The organism is Arenimonas caeni, assembly GCF_003024235.1.
GTDB classification, from domain to species: domain Bacteria; phylum Pseudomonadota; class Gammaproteobacteria; order Xanthomonadales; family Xanthomonadaceae; genus Arenimonas; species Arenimonas caeni.
This window is the reverse complement of sequence record NZ_KZ679089.1, coordinates 29,155-46,671: the sequence shown is the minus strand read 5'-3', so window position 1 is coordinate 46,671 and position 17,517 is coordinate 29,155. Positions and strand designations below refer to the sequence as shown.

Genomic DNA, 17,517 nt, shown 5'->3' with positions numbered 1-17,517 from the left:
GGGGCGGGACGGGCAAACCGGCGATTGAAGCGCTAATGTTCCCTGACCTCGACTTTTTCCCGGAGGGTGCGAGATGGCCGTGAGGTATTTGCTGCGCCTGCCTGTGCCGGAGAAGGCGCGCGGGACGGAGCCTGCGCTGGCATTCCGCTCGGACGGCGCCGAAGGCTTTGCCGAGGAGCTGCAGGCGGCGCTGCGCGGACGCGGGCTGTTCGAGCGCTGGCGGGCGATGCAGGACGATCCCGAGGACATCGACGAGGGCATGGGCGAGGTCGACCCCGATGCCGTCGTGACCGGACGCCAGGAAGACCTGCACATCGCGCTCGAGGCGACCACGTCCCTGCCCGGCGCGGTGTTCAGGCACCGGCTGCGCCTGCTGGCCGGCTCGAACTGGGAGCTGGCGGACGTGCGGCCGGCCTGACGGCAGGGGTCGGAGGTAATTTCGCGAAGCGAAATTACCTCCGACCCCATCAGCCGGTGTTCTGGACGCCGGCGGCGATGCCGTTGACGGTCGTCACCAGTGCGTGGAACAGCGGGTCGTCCTCGGGCCGGCCGGCGGCGCGCCAGCGCGCGAGCAGGTCCACCTGCAGCAGGCTGATCGGGTCCACGTACGGGTTGCGCAGCCGGATCGACTCGCGCAGGCGGTAGTCGCCGTCGAGCAGGCGCGGGCTGGCCTTGAGCGCGAGGATGGTGTCGCGCGTGCGGGCGAACTCTTCGGCGATGCGCGGGAAGTAGCGCACGTGCGCCTGATCGCCCGCCAGGCGCGAGTAGTGCTCGAAGATGTCGAGGTCGGACTTGGCCAGCACCATCTCCACGTCGTCCACCAGCGTGGCGAAGAACGGCCAGTCGCGCGCCATTTCGGCCACGGCTTCGTGGCCGTGGCTGGCGATCGCCTGCGCCAGGCCGGTGCCCACGCCCAGCCAGGCGGTCAGGCCGCAGCGGTTCTGCGACCAGGCGAACACCCAGGGAATCGCCCGCAGCGAGGACACGCCGCCGGCGTTGCCGCGCTTGCTCGGGCGCGAGCCGATGCGCAGGCGCTCGATCACGTCGATCGGCGTGGCGTCGCGGAAATACGGCACGAAACCAGGGTCGTCGTAGACCAGGCCCCGGTAGTGCGCGCGCGCCGCGGCGGCGGCTTGTGCGGCCATGCGCCGCCATTGCGCCTCGCGGGGCTCCGGCGAGCGCGGCCGCAGCGTGGCGCGCAGCACGGCGCCGCTGGCCTGCTCGAGGTTGCGCAGCGCCAGGGCGCGGATGCCGTACTTGCGGTGGATCACCTCGCCCTGCTCGGTCAGGCGCAGGTAGCCGTCCACCGAACCGCGCGGTGCGGCGACGACCGCGCGCCCGGTCTTGCCGCCGCCGCGCGAGAGCGAGCCGCCGCGGCCGTGGAAGAAGGCGATGCGCACGCCGGCCTCGGCGGCGAGCGCCGTCAGCGCGACCTGCGTCTGCTGCAGCGCCCAGCGCGAGGCCACCAGGCCACCGTCCTTGGCGCTGTCGGAATAGCCGAGCATCACCACCTGGCGGTCGCCGCGCTCGCGCAGGTGCTCGCGGTAGACCGGGTCGGCGAACAGCGAGCGCAGGGTGTCGGCGGCGTTGTCGAGGTCGTCCACGGTTTCGAACAGCGGCGCCACGTCCAGCGGAACGGCGCCGTTGCCGTCGGTGCAGCCGCCCAGCCGCGCCAGGGCCAGCACCGCCAGCGCGTCGGCGGCGCTGCGGCTCATGGAGATGATGTAGGGGCCGATGGCGCGCGCGCCGTAGCGCGGCAGCGCGCCGGCGACCGTGCGGAAGACGTCGAGCACGGTACGCGCCTCGCCGGCGTCTGGTTCGCCCACCGGGTCGGTGCCGGCGATCAGGTCGCGCAGGCGCTGGGCGCGTTCGGGCCAGTCGCGCGCGCCGAATTCGTCATCGGCGAGCAGCGCCGCCAGCGCCGCGTCGTGCTGCGTGCTTTCCTGGCGCAGGTCGAGCGTGGCCAGGTGGAAACCAAAGGCCTGCACGCGGCGCATCAGGCGGCGCACGGCGAAACCGCCGGCGTGTTCGCCGCGGTGCGCCTGCAGGCTGGCCTCGACCAGGCGCAGGTCGGCCAGCAGTTCGTCGGGGCCGGCGTAGGCCTGTTCGCCGTCGTCGGCGGTGGCGTCGATGCGCGCGGCCACCAGCGACAGGAAACGCCGGTAGGGCATGTCGGCGTGGCGCGCCTTGATGGCGTCGGCGGCGCCGGGGAAGCCCGCGGCATAGGCCGCGGTGCGCCTGAGCAGCGCGTCGGACACGCCGACCCGGCCTTCGGTCTGGCTGAGCAGGTCGGCCAGCTTTTCCAGCTCGCGGCGGTAGCGGCCCAGCACGATCGCGCGCTGGCCCGAGAGCGTGGCGGCGATGGTGCGGGCGCCGACGTTCGGGTTGCCGTCCATGTCGCCGCCGACCCAGGAACCGAAGCCCAGCACCGGCGGCAGTTCGGCCGGCGCCTCGCCGTAGGCCGCCGCCAGCGCATCCAGGAACACTTCATGGAAAACCGGCAGCACGCGGTAGAGCACGTCCGAGAGGTACCAGGCCACGTGCTCGAACTCGTCGGCGACAGTGGGCTTTTCCGGCGGGGTCTCGTCGGTCTGCCAGGCGGCGGTGAGCGCCAGGCGCATGCGTTCGAGGTCGGCGCGGCGCTCCTGCGGGGTCAGGCCGCGGTCGATGTCCTCGACCAGGCAGCGAACGACTTCGCTTTCCTTGTCCAGCAGCGCGCGCCGAACCGCCTCCGTGGGGTGCGCGGTGAACACCGGCTCGATGCGCAGCCGGGGCAGCAGCGCGAGCACGTCGGCCAGGGGCACGCCCTCGTCGCGCAATCTGCGCAGGCTGTCCTCGAGGCCGCCGGGCTGCGGGCCCTCGTCCAGGCGCTGGTAGTCGCGCCGGCGCCGGATGCGGTGCACGCGTTCGGCCAGGTTCACGGCCTGGAAATAGCTGAGGAAGGCGCGCACCAGCAGCTCGGCGCGGTCGAGCGGCAGGCCGCGCAGGCGGTCGGCCACGTCGTGGATCGGCGCGCCGGCCTCGCGGCGACGGATCGAGGCCACGCGCAGCGCCTCGACCTCGGCCAGGAAGGCCGGCGACACCTGCTCGGCCAGGATCTCGCCCACCAGCGTGCCCAGCCGCCGCACGTCGTCGCGCAGCAGCAGGTCGGTGGGCGGCAGGTCGGCTTCGCGCAGGGGTTCGTTGGGCTCGCTCATGCCCCAAGCCTACCGGATCGGGGTCGGAGGTAATTTCCCGAAAGGGAAATTACCTCCGACCCCTGCCGGTCAGGCGCCGCAGCACTTCTTGTACTTCTTGCCGCTGCCGCAGGGGCAGGGGTCGTTGCGCTCGGGGGCGGCGGCGCGGCGCACCGGCTCGCGCGGCGTGAGCGACTCGATGCGGTGGCAGTGCAGGTCGTGCAACATGTCCGGCAGGCTGGCGAAGATCTCCAGCCGCTCGCGGTAGGTCAGCGGCACCGGCGCGCCGCCCTCGGTTTCCGGCGGATGGCTGCCGATGGCCAGTGCTTCGATGTAGGCCTCGACCTCGCCGATCCAGTCGTCGCTTTCGATCCAGGCGTCCCAGGCGTCCGAGCGCAGGTCCATGCCGTCGAGGAAACCGCCGGCCCAGGCCGCGCCGATGTCCACGTCGTCGCCGTGTTCGGCCTCGGGATCCTCGGGCAGCCACCAGAACAGCGCGCCTTCGACGGTGAGCTCCTCGCCCGGGGTGCGCACGCGGCGGCGCGCGGTTTCCCAGGCCAGCGACAACAGCGCCGTGGCTTCGGCCTCGTCGGCCGCGCTTTCCCAGCGCGGCGGCGCCTTGCCCCAGGTCTTGCCGATCCAGTCGGAAACCGCGAAGTCGGCCCCCGGCGACACCGCCAGCGCGGTCAGGAAGCCATCGAGCTGCTCCAGCCCGTAACCCCCGAAGGGCACAGCGCGCTGCTCGAGCAGGCGGTCAAGCTGGTCGATGCGCGGGTCGTCGGCGCGGAACCAGTCGGCTTTCACGGCGGCCATCAGTACGCGAACTCGCGGAACACGGGGTCGACGCTGCCGCCCCAGGCGCCGTGGAAAAGCGCGAGCTTGCGCTCGGCCGGGGTTTCATTGGCCATGGCGAACTCGAGCAGCGGTTCGAGGAACACGGCCTCGTTGGCGCCGGACGCGTTGAGCCGGTTGCGCCGCGCCAGGCCCTGGCCCGAGATCTTCAGCGCCTCGAGCGCCAGCTCGCGCACGCTGCGGCCGCGGAAGGGCAGCTTGAGCGCGTGCCTGGGCACGCCGTCGCGCAGCGCATGGCGCTCTTCGAGGGTGAAGTCCTTCACCAGGTCCCAGGCGGCATCGAGCGCCGCGTCGTCGTAGAGCAGGCCGGTCCAGAACGCCGGCAGCGCGCACAGGCGGTTCCAGGGGCCGCCGTCGGCGCCGCGCATCTCCAAGTATTTCTTCAGCCGCACTTCCGGGAAGGCGGTGGTCATGTGGTCGGCCCAGTCGCGCATGGTCGGCAGCTGGCCGGGCAGCTCGTCGAGCTCGCCGCGCAGGAACTTGCGGAAGCTGCGGCCGCTGAGGTCGATGTACTCGGCGTCGCGGTAGCTGAAGTACATCGGCACGTCGAGCAGGTAGTCGACGTAGCGCTCGAAGCCGAAGCCGTCCTCGAACACGAAGTCGAGCATGCCGGTGCGGTCGGGGTCGGTGTCGGTCCAGATGTGCGAGCGGTAGCTCAGGTAGCCGTTGGGCTGGCCCTCGGTGAAGGGCGAGTCGGCGAACAGCGCCGTGGCGATCGGCTGCAGCGCCAGCGAGACGCGGAACTTCTTCACCATGTCCGCTTCATCGCGGAAATCGAGGTTCACCTGCACGGTGCAGGTGCGGGTCATCATGTCCAGGCCCAGGTTGCCGCGCTTGGGCATGTACTCGCGCATGATCTTGTAGCGGCCCTTGGGCATCCACGGCATGTCTTCGCGTCGCCACTTGGGCTGGAAGCCCATGCCCAGGAAGCCCAGGCCCAGCTCGTCGCCCACCGTCTTGACCTCGCGCAGGTGCGCGCTGGTCTCGCAGCAGGTCTGGTGGATGTTCTCGAGCATCGCGCCGCTGAGCTCGAGCTGGCCGGCCGGCTCGAGCGTCACCGAGGCGCCGGCCTTGGACAGCGCGATCAGCTTGCCGTGTTCTTCGAAGGGCTCCCAGCCGAAGCGGGTGAGCCCGCGCAGCAGCGCCTCGATGCCGCGGTCGCCGTCCCAGGTGGGCGGGCGCAGGTCGTCGAGCCGGAAGCCGAACTTCTCGTGCTCGGTGCCGATGCGCCAGTCGGCCGGCGGCTTGCCGCCCGAGGCCAGGTAGTCGACCAGCACCCGGTGGTCGGTCAGGGGTTCATCCTTGGCGTTGCTGGGTCCGGACACGTCGACTGCCTTGCAGGTGGGGGCGAGTGGCGGCCGCTGGCCTACAATCGCAGGATGCGAATCCTAACCCGCGCCGTCGCGCTTGGCGTCCTGCTGGCCGGGATTCTCTGTCCCGCCACGGCGGCGGCCCGGACCCTGGAGCGCGGCAACGGCCCCGAGCCCTCCACCCTCGACCCGCACCGCTGCCCGGAAGTGGCCTGCGCCAACGTGCTGCGCGACCTGTACGAAGGCCTGGTGGCCGAGGACGGCGGCGGCCGGCTGGTGCCCGGCCTGGCCGAACGCTGGGAGGTTTCGGGCGACGGCCGCACCTGGACTTTCCACCTGCGCGAGGGCCTGCGCTGGTCGAATGGCGAGCCGCTGGACGCGCCGCAGGTACTGGCCAGCCTGCGCCGCGCCTTTGAACCGGCCACGGCGGCGCCGTTCGCCTCGCACCTGGACGCGATCGAAAACGCCACCGCCGTGCAGCGCGGCGAGCGTCCGCCCGAGGCGCTGGGCGTGGCGGCGCCGGACGAGCGCACCCTGGTGTTCCGCCTCGGGCGCAGCGCCGACCTGCCGCGCCTGCTGACCCTGCCCATCGCCTACCCCGTGCACCTGCCGGGGCTGGCCGAACACGGCGCGCGCTTCACCCGCCCCGGCAACCTGGTGTCCAACGGCGCCTACCGGCTGGCCGGATGGCTGCCGCAGGCGCACCTGGTGGTGGAGCGCAACCCGCACTTCCGCGAAACGGCGCCGATCGCGCGGGTGCGCTTCCATGTCACCGAAGACGCCGCGGCCGAACTGCGCCGCTTCGAGGCCGGCGACCTGCATATCACCGAAACCCTGCCGCCGCAGCCGCTGGCGCACCTTCGCGGGCGCTTCGGCGACCAGCTGCGCATCAGCCCTTACCTCGGCAGCTTCTGGCTGGGCTTCAACCTCACCCGCCCGCCGTTCAAGGATTCGCCGGCGCTGCGCGAGGCGCTGGTGCTCGCAGTGGACCGCGACATCCTCACCCGCCACGTCACCGGCCTGGGCGAGACGCCGGCCTGGGGCGTGGTGCCGCCCGGCACCGCCGGCTACGCGCCGCCGCTGCCGGCCGCCGCCGCGATGACGCAGGCGCAGCGTGAGGCGCGGGCGCGCGCGCTGTACGCGCAGGCCGGCTATTCGGCCGAAAAGCCGCTGCAGATCGAGCTGCGCTACAACACCTCCACGCCGCACCGGCGCATGGCGCTGGCGGTGGCGGCGATGTGGCGCGAGACGCTGGGCGTGCGCACCACGCTGCGCAACGAGGAATGGAAGGTGTTCGTGGGCACGCGCCGGCAACGCGCGATCACCGAGGTCTTCCGCGGCGGCTGGATCGCCGACATCGACGATGCCCGCAACTTCCTGCAGACCTTCCGCGGCGACAGCCCCTCGAACTGGAGCGGACTGGACGACCCGGAATACGACGCCCTGCTCGACGCCGCCGACGCCGCGCCGACACTCGAGCGCCGGCAGGTGCTGCTGCAGCAGGCCGAGGCGCGGCTGCAGGCGGCGCATGCGGTGGTGCCGCTGTATTTCTACACCTCGCGGCACCTGGTGCACCGCGACGTGCTGGGCTTCGAGGCCAACCCGCTCGACCGCCACCCCAGCCGCTTCCTGCGCTTCGCGGAGGCGCCATGAAACGCTTCGCAAGCCGCGCCCTGGAAGCCCTGCTGACGCTGTGGCTGCTGGCCACGCTGTGCTTCGTGCTGCTGCGCGCGGCGCCGGGCGGGCCCTTCGACGCCGAGAAGTCCGCGCCACCGGAAGTCGAGGCGGCGCTGGCGGCGCAGTACCGGCTCGACCAGCCGCTGTTCGCGCAGTACGGCCACTGGCTGGCCGACGTGGCGCGCGGCGACCTCGGGCCCTCGTTCCAGTACCCGGACTACACGGTCAACGAACTGCTGGCGGCGAGCCTGCCGATTTCGCTGCTCAACGGCGGGCTCGCGCTGCTGCTGGCGCTGGCCGTGGGCGTGCCGCTGGGCGTGTGGGCGGCGCTGCGCGCCGGGCGCTGGACCGACCGGCTGCTGATGTTCGGCGCCGGCCTGGGCCTGAGCGTGCCCAAGTTCGTCGTGGCGCCGCTGCTGGTGCTGCTGTTCGCGGTCACGCTGCAGTGGCTGCCGGCCGGCGGCTGGGACGGAACCTGGCGCAGCATGGTGCTGCCTGTGGTCGCGCTGGCGCTGCCCAACCTCGCCTACTGCGCGCGGCTTACCCGCGCTTCGCTGCTCGAAGTGCTGGGCGCCGACTACCTGCGCGCCGCCCGCGGCCGCGGCCTGTCAGGCGCGCGCCTGCTGCTGGTGCACGCGCTGCGCCCGGGACTGCTGCCGGTGGTGGCCTGGCTGAGCCCGGCGCTGATCAACGTGGTCAGCGGCTCGGCGGTGGTCGAGCAGGTGTTCGGCATCCCGGGCGTGGGTCGCTACTTCGTCCAGGGCGCGCTCAACCGCGACTACACCCTGGTGCTGGGCGTCGTGCTGGCCATCGGCGCGGCCATCGTGCTGATCAACGCGCTGGTCGATGCCCTGCGCGCGTGGCTCGATCCGCGGCTCCGGGATGCTTAGGTTTTTGGCCACGGAACCGTGGCAAAAACCTAAACCTCCAGCCAGCCGGCGATGACGGCGCGGGCCTCGTCGAGGCCGAGCTTGGCGTCGGCCGAGAAGACCTGGGCGGTGGCGCGGTCGCCGAGGTCCTTGCGGACGGCGGCCAGGATCCGGGCCTGCTCGCCGCGGCCGAGCTTGTCGGCCTTGGCCAGCAGGCAGTGCGCCGGCAGGGCGCGGGCGAAGGCGTAGTCGAGCATCTGCAGGTCGTACTCGCGCAGCGGGTGGCGGATGTCCATCACCACCACCAGCCCGGCCAGCGAGGCGCGCTCGTTGAAATAGCGGTTGATCGTGCCCTTCCAGGCCTCGCGCATGGCCTCGGGCACCTTGGCGTAGCCGTAGCCCGGCAGGTCCACCAGGTAACGGCCCGGGTCGACCTCGAAGTAGTTCAGCGCCTGCGTGCGGCCCGGGGTCTTGGACACCCGCGCCAGGCCCTTCTGGTTGGTCAGGGCATTGAGCGCGCTCGATTTTCCGGCGTTCGAGCGGCCGGCGAACACCACCTCGCGGCCGTCGTCGGGCGGCAGCTGGCGCAGGGAATGCACGGAATTGATGTACTTGGCGCGGGCCAGGGGGTTGGACATCGGGACGGCCGGGGCTTTGGAAGGCGCCCAGCATGGCCCGTACGGCCCCGGCTGGCCAGCCCGGGCGCCGTCCCGTAGGCTGAATTGACCGCCTGCGCCGGCGGCTGGGATAATCCGCGCCTTCCTGCGCGCCCGGCGCGCAAGGCCCCATTCCCACCGAATCAAGCGTTCCGGAGCAGCCCATGAAGTTCACGCGCATCCTTGGTGTCGCCGCCGTCCTGGCCGCGGCCGTGGCCGTGGCCCAGGAGCCCGCCACCGAGCCGGCCACCGTGTCGGCTGCCCCCGAGGCGGCCCCGGCCCCCGTCGAGACCCTCGAGGCCGACAACGCCACCGCCCACCGCGGCGACGCCCAGGCCGGTGCCGGCAAGGCCGCCGTCTGCGCGGCCTGCCACGGCATGGACGGCAACTCGGCCGATCCGCAGTACCCGAAGCTGGCCGGCCAGCACGAGAACTACATCGCCCGCCAGCTGGCGCTGTACAAGTCGATGGAGCGGCAGAACGCCATCATGCTCGGCTTCTCCGCCACCCTGAGCGCGCAGGACATGCGCGACGTCGGCGCCTACTTCGCCAGCCAGAAGGTGGTGCCGGGCGTGGCCGACGACAGCGTCATCGCCGAGGGCCCGAACGCCGGCCGCAAGTTCTACGAAGTCGGCGAGCGCCTGTACCGCTTCGGCAAGGCAGACGGTTCGGTGCCGGCCTGCGCGGCCTGCCACGGCCCGTCGGGCGCCGGCAACCCGGGCTCGGCCTGGCCGTCGCTGCGCGGCCAGCACGCCGGCTACACCGCCAACGCGCTCACCGCCTTCCGCGACGGCGCCGTCTGGGGCAAGGGCAGCAATGCCAATGCCATCATGTCGGGCGTGGCCGCCAGCCTGACCGATGAAGAGATCCAGGCCCTGGCCACCTACATCGAAGGCCTGCACGACGTCGCCGACGAGGTGGCCGCCCCGTGATCAAGCGCCTGCTGCCCCTGCTGATGGTCCTCGCCCTCGCCGCCTGCGGCGAGAAGGCCGCCGAGCCGGCCCCGGCCGTCGAGGCCCCCGCGGTCGAAGCGCCGGCTGCCGAGGCGCCCGCCGCCGAGCCGGCCACCCCGGCCGACGAAACCACCGAAGCCGCGGAAGACGCGGCGCCGGCCGAGGCTGAAGCCAGCGAGCCCGAGGCTGCGGCCCCGGCCGAAGCTCCCGCCGCCGCGACCGCCGAAGCCCCGGCCCCGGCCCCGGTGGCCGAACTGCCGCCGATGGACCCGGCCAAGGCCCCGCGCCGCGGCGTCGACTACGAGCACCTGCCCGAGCCCCAGCCCACGATGGGCCAGGGTGGCATCGAAGTGGCCGAGGTCTTCTCGTACATGTGCATCCACTGCGCCAACCTGCAGCCGATGCTCAACACCTGGAAGGCCGGCCTGCCCTCCGACGTGCGCGTGGTCTACGTGCCGGGCGTGTTCGGTGGCGTCAGCGACGACTTCGCCCGCGGCTTCTACGCCGCCGAGGCCGTGGGCCTGCTCGACAAGACCCACGACGACCTGTTCAAGGCCGTGCTGATCGAGCGCAAGTTCCAGACCGGCTCGGCGGAGGAAATCGCCGGTTGGTACGCCACCCATGGCGCCGACCGCAGCGCGTTCCTGTCGACCATGCAGAGCTTCGCGGTCACCACCAAGATCAACCGCGCCCGCCAGTTCGCCCTGCGCGCCGGCGTGGACTCGACGCCGACGATCATCGTGGCCGGCAAGTACAAGGTGAACGTCACCGGCGACCGCGGCATGGAAGGCCTGCTCGACACGGTCGACTGGATCGTGGCGCACGAGCGCGCCGGCAAGCCGATGCCCTGAGCGGGCCCCGGCTGCTGCATGAACGAACGGGCCGCGCGAGCGGCCCGTTTCGTTTTCCGGCCTTGCCCACGCCGCGGTGCGGCCGCACCATGGAGGTATGGCCAAACCGACCCCCGACCGGCTGCGCCTGCTCAGCGCCAACATCCAGGCGGGCTCGAGCACGCGCGCCTATCGCGATTACGTCACCCGCAGCTGGTCGCACGTGCTGCCCAACGGCAAGCGCATCAACCTCGACAGCCTGGCCGAGCTGGCCGCCAACTACGACCTGGTGGGCCTGCAGGAGTCCGACCCGGGCAGCCTGCGCTCGGGCTTCACCAACCAGGCCGACTACCTGGCCGAGCGCGCCCGCTTCCCGTTCTGGAGCCACCAGCCGAACCGGCGCATCTCGCGCATCGCCGGCAGCGGCAACGCGCTGCTCAGCCGCATCCAGCCCGACGAGATGCTCGACTACGCCCTGCCCGGCCGCATTGCCGGCCGCGGCGTGCTGCTTGCCAACTTCGGCGAGGGCAAGGACCGCTGGACGCTGGCCATCACCCACCTTTCGCTGGGCGCCAAGTCGCGCCAGCTGCAGATCGGCTTCCTGGCCGAGTTGCTCTCGGACGCGCCGCGCCTGGTGCTGATGGGCGACTTCAACTGCGACTTCGACGCCCCCGAGATGCGCCCGCTCTACCGCGAAACGGCGCTCGAGCCGCCGCCCGAGCGCGTGTGCACTTTCCCCAGCTGGGCCCCGCAGCGCTGCCTCGACCACGTGCTCACCGGCGGCTTCGAGGTGCTCGACTACAAAGCCGTGCCGGCCGCCGGCTCCGACCACATGGCCGTTGGCGTGGAGCTGCTGCCGAAGTAACCGGGCGGGGTCAGGCGGGCGAGAGCAGGAAGCCGAGCGCGGTGGCCAGGGTGAGCACGAGGCCGTTGGCCAGCAGGTGCAGGGCGATGGGCCTGCCGCTGGCCCGCAGGTCCATGGCGCGGGTGTAGACGCGGCCCAGGGGCACGGCGGCCACCAGCCAGGGCACCCAGGCCAACGGCAGGATGGCGGCCAGCACCAGCGGCGCGGCGGCGATGCCGATCACGTGCAGGTCGATGGCGTCAACCAGCCGCGCGACGGGCGACGCGCGCCCCGGCTCAGTAGCCACCGAAACTGCCGGCGGGGCCCGGGAAGACGACCGGGCTTTCGGTGCCGTCCTTCGCCACGGCCGAAACGCCGAAGAAGTAGTTGTCGATCACCACGTTCTCGAGCGTGAAGCTCTCCACGTCGCCGACCCAGCGGCTGTGGGTCCAGCGCGGCTCGGTGGTCAGGCGCCAGTGCACCCTGTAACCGGCGAGGTGGGGCGCCTGCGCGGCAGGGGCGCGGGTCCACTTGAGCGTGGTGTCGGCGCTCACGGCGCCTTCGATGCTGACGTTGGCCGGCGGCGGCGGGGCCCAGGCCAGGGCCGCCAGGCTGACGGCGTTGAGCGCGGTGAGCTTGGCGGCGTAGTCGAAGTCGACGCCCTCGAGGGTGTCGCCGTAGATCCGGCCGTCTTCGGTGCGCAGGTCCTGGTGCTGGCGGTCGTAGTGCTCGTTGGTTTCCATCACGCGCACCGCCGGGTAGCCCAGGTCGTTGAAGGGCCGGTGATGGCCGCCGCGGGCGAAGCGGTCGAGCCGGTAGATCATCATCACGTCGAGGTTGGGCACGTAGGCGGCCATGCGGTCGACGTAGCGCGCCAGGTTGCGCGTGGGCGAGTCCACCTCGCCGCCGGTGAAGCGGCGCAGGCGCGCCTCCTCGGCGGTTTCGTTGGCGCGGGTGCCCTCGGCGAACACGCGCGCGGTGTTGTTCTCGACGACGCCGTTGATGCCGGCACTGTTGCCGATCATGTCGTTGTTGAGCACGCCGGTGATGCGCCAGCCCTCGCGCTGGGCCTCCTCGGCCAGGAACTTGCCGCCGAACAGGCCCTGCTCCTCGCCCGAGAGCGCGGCGTAGACGATCGATCCCGGGAACGTGTACTTGCTCAGCACGCGCGCGGCCTCCAGCGTACCGGCCACGCCCGAGGCGTTGTCGTTGGCACCGGGCGCGTCGGAGCTGGCGTCCATGACGTCGCTGGCGCGCGAGTCGATGTCGCCGCTCATGATGACGTAGCGGTTCGGGTCGGCCGTGCCGCGCTGGATGGCGATCACGCTTACCACCTCCACCGGGTCGGGGATGCGCGGCTCGCCCTGCACGGTGCCCTTCACGTAGCGCACCTCGAGGCAGCCGCCGCAGTCGCGCGAGATGCGCTCGAACTCGTCGTGAATCCAGCGGGTGGCGGCACCGACGCCGCGCACCGGGTCGGTCTGGCTCGACAGCGTGTGGCGGGTGCCGAAGGACACCAGCTTGCGGATGTCGGCCTCGATGCGCGCCGCCGAGGGCGCGGTGCCGATCTCGTGCAGCACGGGCGTTTCACCCGGCGGCGGGGCCGCTGCGGCGAGGGCCGGCAGGGCGGACAGGCAGGCGAGGCTGAGCAGGGCGAGGCGCATCGCGGGCTCCGGGCGGTTCAGACCGGGAAGCCTGGGATCCATCCCCGCCCGCGTCAACCCTCGCCGCGGCAACGAACCGATGTGGGGACAGGCCCGTCAGGAGGCCTGGTCGGCAGGCGTCTCGCGCTTTCCCGGGAAGGTGAGCAGATAGAGCAGCACCACGATGCCGGCCACCGGGGCCAGGCTGATCAGCTGCCACCAGGGGCTCAGGCCGGCGTCGCGCAGCCGGCGCGTGCAGGCAGCGATCCAGGGCAGGAGGACCACCAGCGAGGCGAGCCGCACCAGCAGCGCGCTGTCGCTGGCTTCGGCCAGCAACTCGGCCAGGGCCAGCACCATCGCCACGGCCAGGACGAACCACCAGAAGTCGGCGCGCGGCGTGGTGCCGTGGAAGTCCAGCCCACGCAGTACGCCATCGCGCATCGCCGCAAGAGCGGGCTGCCCGGGCCCGGGGGCCTGCACCAGCAGGCTCTCGGCGGGCACTTCGAAGACGGCCGCCAGGGCACGGAGGGATTCGGTGGAGACCCTGGCCCCGCCCTCGAGGCGCTGGATGGTGCGCAGGTTGAGGCCGCTGAGCTCGGCCAGCTGCTCCTGCGACCACTGGCGGGCCGTGCGGAGCTGGCGGAGGCGGGTGCTGTCGATGTGCATGGCGGGGCATCCGGGACGGTGGTGGGAACCGCACCATCATCCTGCCCCAGCCGCCGCTCCGTGACGACAGGACCCCGCCACGGACCCGACAGGCCTGCGACAGCGCCCCGGAAACGCGAAGAGCCGCGGGTTGCCCCGCGGCCCTTGGGAACCACCGTAACGGGGACGGGTGCCTTTCCCTTCCGGAAGTGCACCCGCCCCCTTTTGCCTCAGAACCTGATGTCGGCGCGCACGTAGAAGAAGCGGCCACCCGGGATGTCGTAGGTGGACGCGTCATAGCCGTTGAGCGAGCACGACAGGCAGATCGGCGGATCCTTGTCGAAGACGTTGTTCACGCCGAAGGTCAGGCCCAGGTCGTGGAACTCCTCGAACCGGTAGCCCACCTGCAGGTCGTGGTAGGTGGTGGCCTCGAGCACGTTGATGCCGGTGGCCGGGTTCGAGCAGACCGGGAAGGAGACCGCGTTGCCGCACTCCTCGCGCAGCTCGCTGATGTAGCGCATCGTCCAGCCCGCGCTCCAGCCGCCACGCGACCAGTCGAGCGAGAAGTTCGAGGTCCACTCCGGGATGGCGCTGTCGACCACCTCGATGCCGGGGCCCTGCGGCTGCACCTGGCCGGCGGCGCCGACCGCCTCGTAGTCGCCCACCAGCGTGTTGCGCCAGGCGGCCTTGAACTGGCCGATGTCGGAGGCCGGGAACACCCACACCAGGTCGATGTCCCAGCCGTCGGTCTTGATCGTGCCGAGGTTGGTCAGGCGGTTGTTGAAGCCGTTGATGCCGCCGGTCGGGGCGCGGGTGATGCCGTCGCAGTACAGGGCATCGAGGGTCTGCACGCACAAGTCGAGCTGGGTCTGGGCGTCGATGGCCTGGATGGCGCCCTCGATCTCATGCCGGTAATAGGTGACTTCGAAGTCCACCCGCTCGGCGGCCGTCGAGTTCTCGAGGAAGGACGGGCTCCAGATGAAGCCGGTCGCGAAGCTCTTGGACGTCTCCGGATCAAGTTGGTCGTTGCCGCCCGTGGTGATCGAGATCTGCGGGTTGGGCTGCTGGTAGTTGGCCGGCACGCCCAGGGTCGCGCAGTTGCCGGCCAGGGACGGATCGAGCAGCGGCGTCGAGCACGGGTCGTTGAGCTGGGCGTCGAAGCGGCTGGCCGAGCCGAACAGTTCGCCGATCGACGGCGCGCGGAAACCCTCGGCGTAGCTGGCGCGAAGCACCAGTTCCTCGGCCAGCTGGAAGCGCAGGCCGACCTTGGGCGTGACCTCCGAGATGCCGGTGGAGTAGTCGGAGTAACGCCCGGCCACCGTCAGGTCGAGCCGCTGGCCGATGGCGCTGTCCTCGTAGAGCGGGAAGTTGAGCTCGACGAACAGTTCGCTCACGTCGTACTTGCCCGAGGTGGGCAGCGAGGGCACGCCGTTGTAGTCACCGGCGATGGTCAGCGCGTCGGGCTGGTACCAGCCCTCGAGGCGGCGGTGTTCGAAGCCGGTGGCGAAGTCCACCGAGCCTGCCGGAAGATCGAACAGGCTGCCCGACAGGTTGGCGGTGAACAGGGCCAGCTCGTTCTGGCTGCGGTCGCGCACCACCGGCTGTATCCAGGCCAGCATCTCCGGGGTGATCGTGCCCGGGCCGCCGAAGATGTTCAGCGGCACGCAGCCGGCCACCGCGGCGCAGGCCGCCGGGTCACCCAGCGCCAGCGCGATCTTGCGGATGTTGTAGCTGCCGTAGTTGGCCTGCTCGGCCTTGTTCTCGCTGACGGCGAGGTTCACGTCCCAGTAGAGCGTGCGCTCCCCGGCGTTGAACGCGCCCTCCAGGCCGGCGCCCACGTACCAGGTGTCGACCTCCTGCTCGAACACGCGCGCCCCGCCTTCCACCGGGCGGCGGCCGATCAGGATGAGGTTGGTGGCCGAATCGAGGTCGAAGCCGAACGGGTTGTAGGGGTTGAGCGCCGAAATGAAGATGTTGTCGGCCAGCGGGTTGCCGGTGCCGGCCTCGGGGCCGAAGAACAGCGGCTCGGGCGCGGCCTGGTTGGTCGACTTGCGGCGGTTGTACAACACCTTGGCGTAGCCGCTGACGGCTTCGCTGAACTGGAAGCGCACCTGGCCGAAGGCGCCGACGCGCTCGGACGGCGTCAGCAGCAGGTTGTACTGCGCGAAGTTGAAGCGATCGGCGGTGCCGAAGCAGTGGTAGTCGTCGGTGCGGCTGCAGCCCGTCTGCGAGGGGTCGAAGACCGGGTTGCTGGCGCCGTCGTTGGGCGTGACGTCGTATTCGGCCAGCGTGTTCGGGTCGATGAAGATGAAGCGTCCCGTGGGCGTGCCCGAGCTGCCGAAGGCCACGCCGGTGCCCGGCACCGGGAAGGCCGCCTGTTCACGGTCGCGCGAATAGATCACGTCCTGGTCGGTGTAGCTCAGGCCCAGGAAGACATTGACGCGCTCGGTGCCGCCGCCCCAGGCGAAGTCGATCGACTTGGTGGTGCCGTCGCCCTCGCCGTACTGGCCGACCTGGGCGTTGACCGAGATGCCCTCGAAGTCCTTGCGGGTGATGATGTTGATCACGCCGGCGATGGCGTCCGAACCGTAGAGCGAGGACGCGCCGTCCTCCAGCACCTCGATGCGGTCGATGATGGCCAACGGGATCGTGTTGAGGTCGGTAGCCGCGCCGACGCCCGAGGCCGAGGCTTCGTTCACCCAGCGGATGCCGTCGACGAGCACGAGCACGCGCTTGGAACCCAGGTGGCGCAGGTCGGCCTGCGCGGAACCCGCGCCGACGCCGCTGCCGTCCGGCGGGAAGCCGAAGTTGCCGCTGGAGTTGAACTTGGTGTTGAGCGCCGAACCCGAGCCAGTGAGCGACTGGATGATGTCGGCCACGGAAGTCAGGCCGGTGCGCTCGATGTCTGCACGGGTGATGCGCTGCACCGGCACCAGGCCTTCGGCCTCGGAGGTCTTCAGGCGCGTGCCGGTGACTTCGACGCGATCGAGCGTCTTGATCTCCTCGGCGGCCTCGTCCTGGGCCACGGCCACGGCCGGCAGCATGGCGAACAGCAACGCGCCGCGAACCGCCTGCGCCAGGCGGGAGTTGCGGATGGTCTTCATTGGCTTCCCTCAGGTTGGATGGCCCGGCACCTTGCCCCCAATGCGCCGGCCCCTCCGGTTGTAAGGAAAGCGTTCAAAAGCAACAAGAATCGTTAGCGCTCACCCGGTTAGTGCAACCGGTCCACAGGCCCTCGTTCCGTTCAGGGTGCGAAAAAAACGCTCGCGCCGACCAGGGCCAGGAAGGCCGCGAACACCCTGCGCAGGGCCGAACCGCTGATGGCGTGCGCCACGCGCGTGCCCAGCGGCGCGCAGAGCACCGAGGCCAGGGCGATGCCGGCCGCCGCCGGCAGGTAGACGTAACCCCAGCTACCCGCGGGCAGCCCCGATGGCGCCCCCTGCAGGGCGTAGCCGGCGGCGCTGGCGAGCGCGATGGCGACGCCGCAGGCGCTGGAGGTACCCACCGCCCGCACGGGCCGCACGCCGCGCCACACCAGCAGCGGCACGGTCATCGAACCGCCGCCGATGCCGACCAGGGCCGAGATCGCACCGATGCCGCCGCCGGCGGCGGTATAGGCCGGGCCGCGCGGCGGCCCGGCGCGCTCCGTGCGCGAGCGCGGCCAGTCCAGGGCCATCTGCAGTGCCGCCAGGCCGCAGTAGCCGGCGATCAGCCAGCGCAGCCAGTCGCCGTCGAGCCGCACCGCCAGGCCGCTGCCCAGCCAGCCGCCGACCAGCAGGCCCGGCACCAGCCAGGCCACCGTCGGCCACAGCACGCTGCCGCGGCGATGGTGGCTGCGCGCCGAACTGAGCCCGGTGAGCACGATGCTGGCCAGGGCGGTGGCCAGGGCCACGTGTACGGCCAGCTCCGCCGGCACGCCCTGGGTGGGCAGCAGCCAGACCAGGGCCGCCACCAGCACCAGGCCGCCGCCGATGCCCAGCAGGCCAGCCAGCACCCCGGCCACGGCGCCCAGCGCCAGGTAGAGCAGCCAGGCCGCGCTCATGCGGGCCGCTCGGGGGCTTG

The 17,517-nt window shown here is 71.6% G+C and carries 15 protein-coding genes; 6 read left to right on the top strand and 9 right to left on the bottom strand.

Going from position 1 to position 17,517, the window contains the following annotated elements; genetic code table 11:
* Positions 1 to 73: 73 nt before the first annotated feature.
* A complete protein-coding gene (locus C6N40_RS07585; RefSeq protein WP_106990416.1) occupies positions 74 to 418 on the top strand; it encodes a hypothetical protein in 345 nt (114 codons plus the stop codon).
* A 49-nt stretch (positions 419 to 467) separates the two neighbouring features.
* Here the strand turns inward: C6N40_RS07585 and ppc are convergent, their stop codons facing one another.
* The 3 genes from ppc to C6N40_RS07570 form a co-directional block, all read right to left on the bottom strand.
* Complete coding sequence (gene ppc, locus C6N40_RS07580; protein ID WP_106990415.1) at positions 468 to 3,197, bottom strand: phosphoenolpyruvate carboxylase; 2,730 nt, start codon at positions 3,195 to 3,197, stop codon at positions 468 to 470.
* Between the two features lie 69 nt (positions 3,198 to 3,266).
* Positions 3,267 to 3,989, bottom strand: a complete 723-nt coding sequence (locus tag C6N40_RS07575; protein WP_106990414.1) for a UPF0149 family protein — start codon at positions 3,987 to 3,989, stop codon at positions 3,267 to 3,269.
* On the bottom strand, positions 3,989 to 5,353 hold the full coding sequence (locus C6N40_RS07570) for a glutamate--cysteine ligase (protein WP_106990413.1): 1,365 nt from the start codon (positions 5,351 to 5,353) through the stop codon (positions 3,989 to 3,991). Before C6N40_RS07570 ends, C6N40_RS07575 begins: the two co-directional genes overlap by 1 nt.
* A gap of 54 nt (positions 5,354 to 5,407) precedes the next feature.
* Here C6N40_RS07570 and C6N40_RS07565 point away from each other — a divergent pair, with 54 nt between their 5' ends.
* Complete coding sequence (locus C6N40_RS07565; RefSeq protein WP_106990412.1) at positions 5,408 to 6,991, top strand: peptide ABC transporter substrate-binding protein; 1,584 nt, start codon at positions 5,408 to 5,410, stop codon at positions 6,989 to 6,991.
* Positions 6,988 to 7,905 (top strand): ABC transporter permease subunit, encoded by a 918-nt coding sequence (locus C6N40_RS07560; protein WP_106990411.1) that lies wholly within the window; start codon positions 6,988 to 6,990, stop codon positions 7,903 to 7,905. Before C6N40_RS07565 ends, C6N40_RS07560 begins: the two co-directional genes overlap by 4 nt.
* A gap of 29 nt (positions 7,906 to 7,934) precedes the next feature.
* Here the strand turns inward: C6N40_RS07560 and yihA are convergent, their stop codons facing one another.
* Positions 7,935 to 8,522: a ribosome biogenesis GTP-binding protein YihA/YsxC gene (gene yihA, locus C6N40_RS07555; RefSeq protein WP_106990410.1), complete on the bottom strand. Its 588-nt coding sequence runs from the start codon at positions 8,520 to 8,522 to the stop codon at positions 7,935 to 7,937.
* 182 nt (positions 8,523 to 8,704) lie between these two features.
* On the opposite strand from yihA, the gene C6N40_RS07550 reads away from it, so the two are divergent.
* The 3 genes from C6N40_RS07550 to C6N40_RS07540 all read left to right on the top strand — a co-directional run bounded on the left by C6N40_RS07550 (position 8,705) and on the right by C6N40_RS07540 (position 11,188).
* Positions 8,705 to 9,472: a c-type cytochrome gene (locus C6N40_RS07550; RefSeq protein ID WP_106990409.1), complete on the top strand. Its 768-nt coding sequence runs from the start codon at positions 8,705 to 8,707 to the stop codon at positions 9,470 to 9,472.
* Entirely contained in the window at positions 9,469 to 10,344 is an 876-nt protein-coding gene (locus tag C6N40_RS07545; RefSeq protein ID WP_240183477.1) for a thiol:disulfide interchange protein DsbA/DsbL, read from the top strand. The genes C6N40_RS07550 and C6N40_RS07545 overlap by 4 nt, the downstream gene beginning before the upstream one ends.
* Before the next feature lie 127 nt (positions 10,345 to 10,471).
* On the top strand, positions 10,472 to 11,188 hold the full coding sequence (locus tag C6N40_RS07540) for an endonuclease/exonuclease/phosphatase family protein (RefSeq protein ID WP_162782151.1): 717 nt from the start codon (positions 10,472 to 10,474) through the stop codon (positions 11,186 to 11,188).
* Between the two features lie 10 nt (positions 11,189 to 11,198).
* Here C6N40_RS07540 and C6N40_RS07535 read toward each other — a convergent pair whose 3' ends face one another.
* From C6N40_RS07535 to C6N40_RS07515, 5 genes are all read right to left on the bottom strand, one after another.
* A complete protein-coding gene (locus C6N40_RS07535) occupies positions 11,199 to 11,474 on the bottom strand; it encodes a hypothetical protein (protein WP_162782136.1) in 276 nt (91 codons plus the stop codon).
* Complete coding sequence (locus tag C6N40_RS07530; RefSeq protein WP_106990406.1) at positions 11,464 to 12,831, bottom strand: M28 family metallopeptidase; 1,368 nt, start codon at positions 12,829 to 12,831, stop codon at positions 11,464 to 11,466. Before C6N40_RS07530 ends, C6N40_RS07535 begins: the two co-directional genes overlap by 11 nt.
* A 96-nt stretch (positions 12,832 to 12,927) precedes the next feature.
* The gene (locus C6N40_RS07525) at positions 12,928 to 13,476 is read right to left on the bottom strand and encodes a DUF805 domain-containing protein (RefSeq protein WP_106990405.1); all 549 of its coding nucleotides are present in this window, start codon (positions 13,474 to 13,476) and stop codon (positions 12,928 to 12,930) included.
* Positions 13,477 to 13,685: 209 nt separating this feature from the next.
* A complete protein-coding gene (locus C6N40_RS07520) occupies positions 13,686 to 16,559 on the bottom strand; it encodes a TonB-dependent receptor plug domain-containing protein (protein ID WP_106990404.1) in 2,874 nt (957 codons plus the stop codon).
* A gap of 140 nt (positions 16,560 to 16,699) precedes the next feature.
* A complete protein-coding gene (locus C6N40_RS07515; protein ID WP_106990403.1) occupies positions 16,700 to 17,497 on the bottom strand; it encodes a sulfite exporter TauE/SafE family protein in 798 nt (265 codons plus the stop codon).
* Between the last annotated feature and the right edge of the window lie 20 nt (positions 17,498 to 17,517).